Annotated in this window: 5 protein-coding genes and 2 pseudogenes; 3 read left to right on the forward strand and 4 right to left on the reverse strand. The window is 56.0% G+C overall.

All coding sequences use genetic code 11. From position 1 onward, the window contains the following. Together CPT76_RS39785 and CPT76_RS15200 are read right to left on the reverse strand one after the other, a co-directional pair. Nucleotides 1-730: pseudogene (locus tag CPT76_RS39785) on the reverse strand (NAD-dependent malic enzyme); the annotation flags it as partial. A gap of 298 nt (nt 731-1,028) precedes the next feature. Continuing rightward, the gene (locus CPT76_RS15200; RefSeq protein WP_105443486.1) at nt 1,029-1,817 is read right to left on the reverse strand and encodes a GNAT family N-acetyltransferase; all 789 of its coding nucleotides are present in this window, start codon (nt 1,815-1,817) and stop codon (nt 1,029-1,031) included. Between the two features lie 375 nt (nt 1,818-2,192). On the opposite strand from CPT76_RS15200, the gene CPT76_RS15205 reads away from it, so the two are divergent. Beyond that, nucleotides 2,193-3,119: an aldo/keto reductase gene (locus CPT76_RS15205; RefSeq protein ID WP_089546672.1), complete on the forward strand. Its 927-nt coding sequence runs from the start codon at nt 2,193-2,195 to the stop codon at nt 3,117-3,119. Between the two features lie 151 nt (nt 3,120-3,270). On the opposite strand, the gene CPT76_RS15210 is transcribed toward CPT76_RS15205, so the two are convergent. After that, nucleotides 3,271-4,197, reverse strand: coding sequence for a D-alanine--D-alanine ligase (locus tag CPT76_RS15210; RefSeq protein WP_105443487.1), 927 nt, complete (start codon nt 4,195-4,197; stop codon nt 3,271-3,273). Next, nucleotides 4,191-5,141: pseudogene (locus CPT76_RS15215) on the reverse strand (aminotransferase-like domain-containing protein); the annotation flags it as partial. The gene CPT76_RS15210 and the pseudogene CPT76_RS15215, both read right to left, overlap by 7 nt. A gap of 360 nt (nt 5,142-5,501) precedes the next feature. Between CPT76_RS15215 and CPT76_RS39790 the strand changes: the two are divergent. Next, nucleotides 5,502-5,948 carry an acyltransferase family protein gene (locus CPT76_RS39790; protein ID WP_105443489.1) on the forward strand — a complete coding sequence of 149 codons (447 nt, stop codon included), beginning with the start codon at nt 5,502-5,504 and terminating at the stop codon, nt 5,946-5,948. A 13-nt stretch (nt 5,949-5,961) separates the two neighbouring features. Beyond that, nucleotides 5,962-7,547 (forward strand): acyltransferase family protein (locus CPT76_RS15225; protein ID WP_258168524.1); only part of this gene is annotated, 1,586 nt, incomplete at its 3' end.

The raw sequence follows: 7,547 nt of genomic DNA on the forward strand, positions 1-7,547 counted from the left end.
GAGACCAGCGATGACGACCACGGCCGTACCATGCTGGTCATCATGGAATATCGGGCATATCCAGCTCCTGGGCCAGCCGCGTCTCGATTTCGAAGCAGCGCGGAGAGCTGATGTCCTCCAGGTTGATGCCGCCGAAAATCGGGCTGATCGCCTTGATCGTCCGGATAATTTCCTCCGTGTCCGTTGTGTCCAGGCAGATCGGAAACGCATCGACGCCGGCAAGCTGCTTGAACAGCATCGCCTTGCCTTCCATCACGGGAGCCGCCGCATGCGGACCGATATCCCCAAGTCCGAGAACGGCTGTACCGTCGGTAATGACCGCTACCGTATTGCGTTTAATCGTGAGCGAATAAGCCTTATCCTGGTCTTCGTGGATCGCAGTGCACACCTTGGCCACGCCTGGCGTATACACACGCGACAAGTCGTCCCGGTTTTTGATCGGCAGCGTCGGCTGAACCTTGATTTTGCCGCCCAAGTGAACGAGAAAGGTCCGGTCGGACACGTTGATCAGCTTGATGCCGTCATGCCGCTTCAGCGATTCAACGACGCGGTCCTCCTGCGTGTCGACCACTTCTACCGTAATATCCCGCACAGAAGAATCCTTCCCGGGGCGGATGACGTCAATGGAGGTGATGTCCCCTCCCGATTTACTGATCGCGGCTGCGACATCTCCAAAAGTTACCTTCCCGTGATCCAGCTCAACCCTAAGAATAATACTCGTATTCGCCATGATGCATCCTCCTGATTCAAGGTTTAAAAATAGTCACCCGTGCTGTTATAGCCATTTGTCATTTGTCCGAAATCTGACGACCCGGCTTTGTAACCGATTGCAATTCTATCATAAGCTGATCCATATTCAGGCCAAAAGCTCGTCCGGTTTTGACTTTTCGGATCGAAACCGCCCGCAACATATCTTAACAATAACCGCGAAACTGCACAAGCGTCAGTCGTATCCATGAGGATCGGGAGTAACTCAGCGTTCCCACCGGCAGCTTCCGCCCGTGTATAGTTTATAAACGCTTGAGCCGTTACACGCCGCGTTTCATATGTACCTGGCTGACCGATATGCCAAAACCGGCTTCCTTCAGCACACCCGTCAGCATCGTTTCGGACCCGGGAATATTGACGGTACGCAGGGTCAGTCCAAGGCTGGACGGCCCAAACACTTCGCTTAGGAGGCCCTTCATTAGCGCCAAAGCGTCTTCGCTTTGCCCGCCCAGAACCTTGCATTGAAACAGCGACGTGGAACTATGCGTCCCCTGATCATCGAAGCCCCTTTTATACAATGCGTAACCGGCAGGCTGGTCTTCCGGATCGAACGCGATCAGCGATTCTCCGTTCACGACGCTCTCCCATTGCGTCTGCCAAGGCTGGTTACTGACCGGCACGTGCAGCCTTTGGATATCCTGCGGAATGCCCCTGCGGAATTCGTACTTCCCGGAACCGCCGCTCGTCAGCGCTTCATCTTTCAGGCTTTTGCATTCATAGAAGAAAAGATCGTCAATGACCTCATATCCCATCCGCTCGTACAGCGATATCGCCGGATTGTTATCGCTCAGCGCTTCGAGCAGGGCGACATCCGCACCCTCCGCTTTGTACAGCTCAAGGCTGGCCTTGATCAGCAGCTTGCCGATGCCTTTGCCCCGATACGCCGGGATGATCCCCGTTCCCCCGTTCCATGCTGTCTTCACGCCGCCGTTATTCCGCAGACCGTTCATGACAAAACCGACGGGAATACCGCCCACACAGCCGACGATCGACTGGGCAAGCGACAATCCTTGATCTGCACTTCTCTTGAGGAGCATGTCCATGCTCATCGTGATGGGGAGAAAGTCCTTCTTTACACCCGACGGGGTCCATCTCAAGAAGGATGGAGCCAAACTGCTCGCATCGCTGATCACGAATGCCGTCGGAACCAAGAAATGACCGGGCTCATAAAAACATTTGTGTTAAGAGCCTTTGAGATATACACGTGTTGGAACTCATACATGACTGTTACTTTTAGTGGTTCGGCAGGCACTGCCGCATAGCCGGGCACGGAAATTATCCGTGCCCGGTTTTTTTCGATTCATTTTCAGTGGAGCCGTCTCTCTCACGTCCCTCGCTTAACTGTACATATTGTATAAACAGTTCGCAATTTGATATGATAATTAAGGATTACCATCAATGAATGTAGAGAAGGAGAGATCACCATGGCTACGATTCGTTTAGGCAAAAGCGATCTGCACATTAATCCGATTGGGCTTGGAGCCAACGCTGTCGGCGGGCATAATCTGTATCCGAATCTGAATGAAGAGACAGGCAGGGACGTGGTCCGGACTGCCCTCGACCTCGGGGTGAATTTCCTGGATACCGCGTTCATCTACGGTCCCGGCCGCTCCGAAGAGCTGATCGGCGAGGTGCTGAAGGAGAAAGGCAGAGCGAAAGCCGTCCTCGCGACCAAAGGCGCGCACAAGTTTGTGGATGGCAAAGTCGTGATGGACAATTCGCCCGCCTTTTTGCAGCAGTCGGTCGAAGACAGTCTAAGACGCCTGCAGACGGATTACATCGACCTGTTCTACATCCATTTTCCCGACGAGCAGACGCCGAAGGCTGAAGCCGTCGGAGCGCTGCAGAGGCTGAAGGAACAGGGCAAAATCCGGGCCATCGGCGTATCGAATTTCAGCATCGACCAGCTGAAAGAGGCAAACGTGAACGGCTATGTGGATGTGCTCCAATCGGAATACAACCTTTTTGCCCGGGACGCGGAAAAGGAGCTGCTTCCATACTGCGAAGCGAACGGCATCTCATTTGTCCCTTATTTCCCGCTGGCTTCCGGCCTGCTTGGCGGCAAATATACGAAGGACACCACGTTCAGCGATTTCCGCGCGAACAATCCGCGCTTTCAAGGCGAAGCTTTCGCCCGGAACCTGGACAAGGTGGATCGACTGCGGCCGATCGCTTCGCAAAAGAACGTCGAAGTGGCCCATGTGGTGCTGGCCTGGTACCTGAAACAGCCGGCCATTGACGCATTGATTCCGGGAGCGAAAAAACCGGAGCAGGTGAAGGAAAACCTGAAGACGCTGGACGTTCAATTAACGGATGCTGAAGTCGAAGAGATCAGCGGTATCTTTAAATAATCCGCGGGGACCGTCGGCGGATGAGTCGGTACTGCGAGAAAGACGCGGCTTATCTGGCTTCGGATGTTTATATTTTTTGATCTCTTCAACAAAAGGAGCTGCTTTCAGGGCGATCCGCCCTAAAAGCAGCTCCTTTGCTGTCACCCACCGATTACACAACGAGCCCGTATTCCCGCCGCCGTTCAGCCAATGACCCCTCGATGATCCGGTCCAGCAGGGCGGAGAAGGACAGCCCAGCGGCCTGCGCGCTCTTGGGCAGCAGACTGGTCCGGGTCATACCAGGCAGCGTGTTGACCTCCATCACGTAAGGAATGCCCTGGTGGAGCATGACATCCACCCTCGCGTATACGCTGCATTTGAGCACGCGGCAGCTGAGCTCGGCGGCCCGGCGGACCCGTTCGGCGGTATCCGGATCCAGGCTCGCGACGACTTCTTCGCACTCCCCTTCTTCGTATTTGGAAGTGTAATCGAAAAACTCCCCGTTCGGCTTGATCGCCAGAACCGGAAGGTACTCGCCGTTCAGCAGGCTGCACGTGATTTCCTCGCCCTTGATATACTGCTCGAGGATCACTTCATCGTCCCAGTGGAAAGCGCGCTCCACCGCTTCCCGCAAGCTCTGCTCATCCCGCGCCAGCGTAACGCCGACGCTGGAACCGCCGCTGTTCGGCTTGACGACAAGCGGATAGAGCGGTTCCGAGGCGAGCACGTTCTCCAGCTCATCCGGACTCGTCAGCAGCGTCCAGTCGGGTGTCTCTACACCCTCGTAACGGAGCAGCTTCTTTGCCATATTTTTGTCCATGCACAGGCTGCTCGCCAAAACGCCACTGCCGGTGTATGGAACACCGAGCGTCTCGAGCGTACCCTGGATCGTTCCGTCTTCCCCATATTTGCCGTGCAGGGCGATCACGGCCATGTCTATACCGGCCAGCTGCTGCGGCAAATCCCGTTTCCTCGTAATTTCGATCGGCCGGACTTCGTATTTGGCGGGATCCAAATGCGAAATGATCTCCCTGCCCGTCATCAGCGACACCTCCCGTTCGGAGGAATCTCCGCCCATAATTACGCCTACTCTTAACATCCGTTCTCCTCCATTCGTCTTTGGACCGCCTTTCCGATCACCTGAATGCCGTGCACAAGGTCTTCATCGCTCACCCGTGAAAAACCGATCCGCAGCGTTCCCTCGCCCTGATCGTCCGTATAGAACACATCTCCTGCGGTAAACACCACGCCTTGTTCGTAACAATCCCGCAGAATATCCCTTGAGCGGATGCCGTCCTGCAGCTCCAGGAACAGATGGAGCCCGCCGGTTCCGGTTAACCTTTTGTGCGGTATATACTTGCGGCAGCACTCTACCGCCAGCTCGTGCTTATGCTTATATTCAGATTTCGCCCGCTTTAAATACTTTTCAAAATTGCCGTTATGAAAATATTGATACAGCACCGCCTGATCCAGCGTGGAGGTGTGAATGTTTCTCGCCCGCTTGACGCTGACCAGCGCATCGATCAGCTCCCTGTCCGCCGCGATCCAGCCGATGCGGATGCCCGGGAACAATATTTTGGAAAAGCTCCCGAGGTAAATGACGCTGTTTCCATCCCCGCCGAAGGCCGCCAGAGGAGCCATGTGCGAGCCCGAATATCGCAGCTCCTCATTGAAACCGTCCTCGATCAATGGAATCTGGTGCTTTGCCAGCAGGCGCAGCACTTCGACCCGCTTCTCGGCCGACATTACGATCCCGGTTGGATTGTGATACGACGGGGTGAGGAACGCCAGACCGAAGGAGTTTTCGGTCAGCGCCCGCTCCATCTCGCCGATATCGATCCCGTCCTGCTCCATGCCGATCCCGGTGATGTCATATCCTTGAAGCTTCGAAATTTTGATGGCTGTATGATGAGTCGGGTTTTCGCACAAGATGTGCTTTTCTTTCACGTTCAGCGAGGACAGGATGATATCATAAGCTTCCGTGAACCCGTTGGTGATCAGAATATCTTTACCGTCCATGTCGACGCCTTTCGTTTCCATATAACCCGAATACCCCTTAAACCCTTCGTTCCAAAGGTCCGTAAGCTCGGCAGGCGAAAATTCACTCATCCTTCTCATGATTACATTCATTTTCATTCATTCCCCACTTTCAGCAGATCTAACGGAAGTTCATCAAAGCTTTAGTTCAATCTATATACATAATGATAAAATGTGAAATGAACGCAATCATTTTGTAACTTTCCCTCCGGTGGCCTATGATAAAGTATGACATGGTAAACTTATGTTTCACCGATCAACAATGTCTGGAGGCAGCTAAAGAATGCGCACATACATCTCAGGAAGTTCATACATAACCGTTAACAACAGCGCCGCTCACCTGCCTGGAAAGCCGGGTAAGCCGCTATGATTCACCTCTCGCCGAATGAAAAAAGATATATGCCGGGACTGGACGGACTCCGGACCCTGGCTGTTTTCGCTGTCATTTTATACCACCTGAACGTCGGCTGGGCGCCGGGGGGACTGCTTGGCGTCAGCATATTTTTCGTCCTGTCCGGATATTTGATCACCGATCTTCTTACCGCCGAGTGGCGAAGGAGCGGAACACTGGACCTGAAGCAGTTTTGGATCAGACGGTGCCGGAGGCTGCTTCCCGCCATGATCGTCATGCTCGCTGCCGTGACCGCCTGGGTGACATTGGCGCGGCCGTCTACGATGCCGGTTTTAAAGGGCGACGCGATCTCGTCCCTCTTTTATGTCAACAATTGGTATCTGATCTACCACCAGGTTTCGTACTTTGAAAAATTCGGGCCCGTCTCGCCGCTCGGACATCGTGTGGTCGTTATCGGTTGAGGAGCAGTTTTACGTGCTGTGGCCGCTGCTTATGCTGATCGGTCTGAAGCTCGCCCCGCGGCGGGGAAAAATGTTTCTGTTCATGCTCTCAGCCGCGGCGGTGTCCGCCCTGGCGATGCTGGTCATCTACGATCCGGGGACGGATCCCAGCCGGGTTTATTATGGGACGGATACACGGGCGTTTTCGCTCCTGATCGGTGCCGCGCTCAGCATTATTTGGCCCAGCCGCAAGCTGTCTCCCCGGATCGACCGGTTCTCCAGGCGCTTGCTGGACAGCATAGGCATACTCAGCTTAGCAGCGATTCTGGTCATGATCTGGACCACCAACGAATACGACGCATTCCTGTATCCCGGCGGCTTGGTTCTCCTGTCGCTGGCCGCAGCCGCCGCCGTGGCCGTGCTCGCCCACCCGGCAAGCCGGATCGGCCGATGGATTGGCTGCAAGCCGCTGCGATGGCTCGGCGTTCGCTCCTACGGCATATACATATGGCATTATCCAGTAATCATTTTATCCACAACAAACGGAGCCGGAGACGTGAGCGTCCTGAAAGCCGTATTTCAGGTGGCTGCCAGCATTACGCTGGCTGCGCTGTCGTATACATTGATCGAAGAACCGATCCGCAAAGGGTTATTGGGAAAAGGGTGGAAGAAGCTGCGCTCCGGCAAACTGGGCGTAGATCAGATTCCGCTGAAGGGCTGGATTACCGGGGCTACCTTACTGCTGCTGGTCATTATCTCCTGCACAGGCATCGCCCGGACACCGGCGGTGGCATCCACCGTCCAGGCGCTCGGCCCGGCCGCTTCCGGAGCTGACGGCTCCAGCCCGGTGTCACAGGAGGTTTCCGCTGCCGGGTACGGCACAGGAAATGCGGATGCCGATGCTTCCGGCCAGCAAACCGCAAAAGGCGGCGATCATCACGACGCCGGCCCGGCGAAGACCTCCGCCGGCAGTCCAGCCGAGGCGCAAACGCCTCCTGCAGCCCAGGGCCAGCAGGCTGCGGATGATGCAGCTTCGGGCACTACAGGCCAGGCCGAAGACCCGCCTTCCGCCGGCGGCAAAGCAACATCGTCCGCGGATCCCGTAGGCGTGGCCGGCACGCCTCCCGCCAAAGCCGACGAGCCTGGAGGGAGTTCGGGCAAGGCGTCCGGGCAAGGGGCCGGCGCAGCGGGAACGAATGCCCCTCCACCGGTCAAGCGGAATCTGGCGGTGAGCGCCATCGGCGATTCCATCCTGCTGGACGCCGCTCCATATTTGCAGCAGTACCTTCCCGGCATCATCGTCGATGCCGAGATCGGCCGGCAAATGTCGGAAGCGCCTGACATCGTGGAGCGGCTCCGGGCGGAAGGCAAGCTCGGCGACTACGTGGTGATCGAGCTCGGAACCAACGGCGCCTTCAACTCCAAGCAGCTTTCCAGGCTTCTCGACTCGCTGAAGGACGTCCGGCAGGTCGTGCTCGTGAACACCCGGGTGCCGAGAAACTGGGAAAGCACGGTCAATACGGCGCTCCGGAAGGCAGCCGATGCCCATGACAATGCGACGCTGCTCGATTGGTACGAAGCGAGCAGCGGAAAGTCCTTCTTTACACCCGACGGGGTCCA

This window comes from Paenibacillus sp. AR247 (genome assembly GCF_002968895.1).
GTDB classification, from domain to species: domain Bacteria; phylum Bacillota; class Bacilli; order Paenibacillales; family Paenibacillaceae; genus Paenibacillus_AQ; species Paenibacillus_AQ favisporus.

What these genes read in the sequence shown, in the direction of transcription:
- CPT76_RS15210 (WP_105443487.1), bottom strand. Translation starts at nt 4,197, where the DNA reads ATGTTAAGAGTAGGCGTAATTATGGGCGGAGATTCCTCCGAACGGGAG.
- CPT76_RS15200 (WP_105443486.1), bottom strand. Translation starts at nt 1,817, where the DNA reads ATGAGCATGGACATGCTCCTCAAGAGAAGTGCAGATCAAGGATTGTCG.
- CPT76_RS39790 (WP_105443489.1), top strand. Translation starts at nt 5,502, where the DNA reads ATGATTCACCTCTCGCCGAATGAAAAAAGATATATGCCGGGACTGGAC.
- CPT76_RS15205 (WP_089546672.1), top strand. Translation starts at nt 2,193, where the DNA reads ATGGCTACGATTCGTTTAGGCAAAAGCGATCTGCACATTAATCCGATT.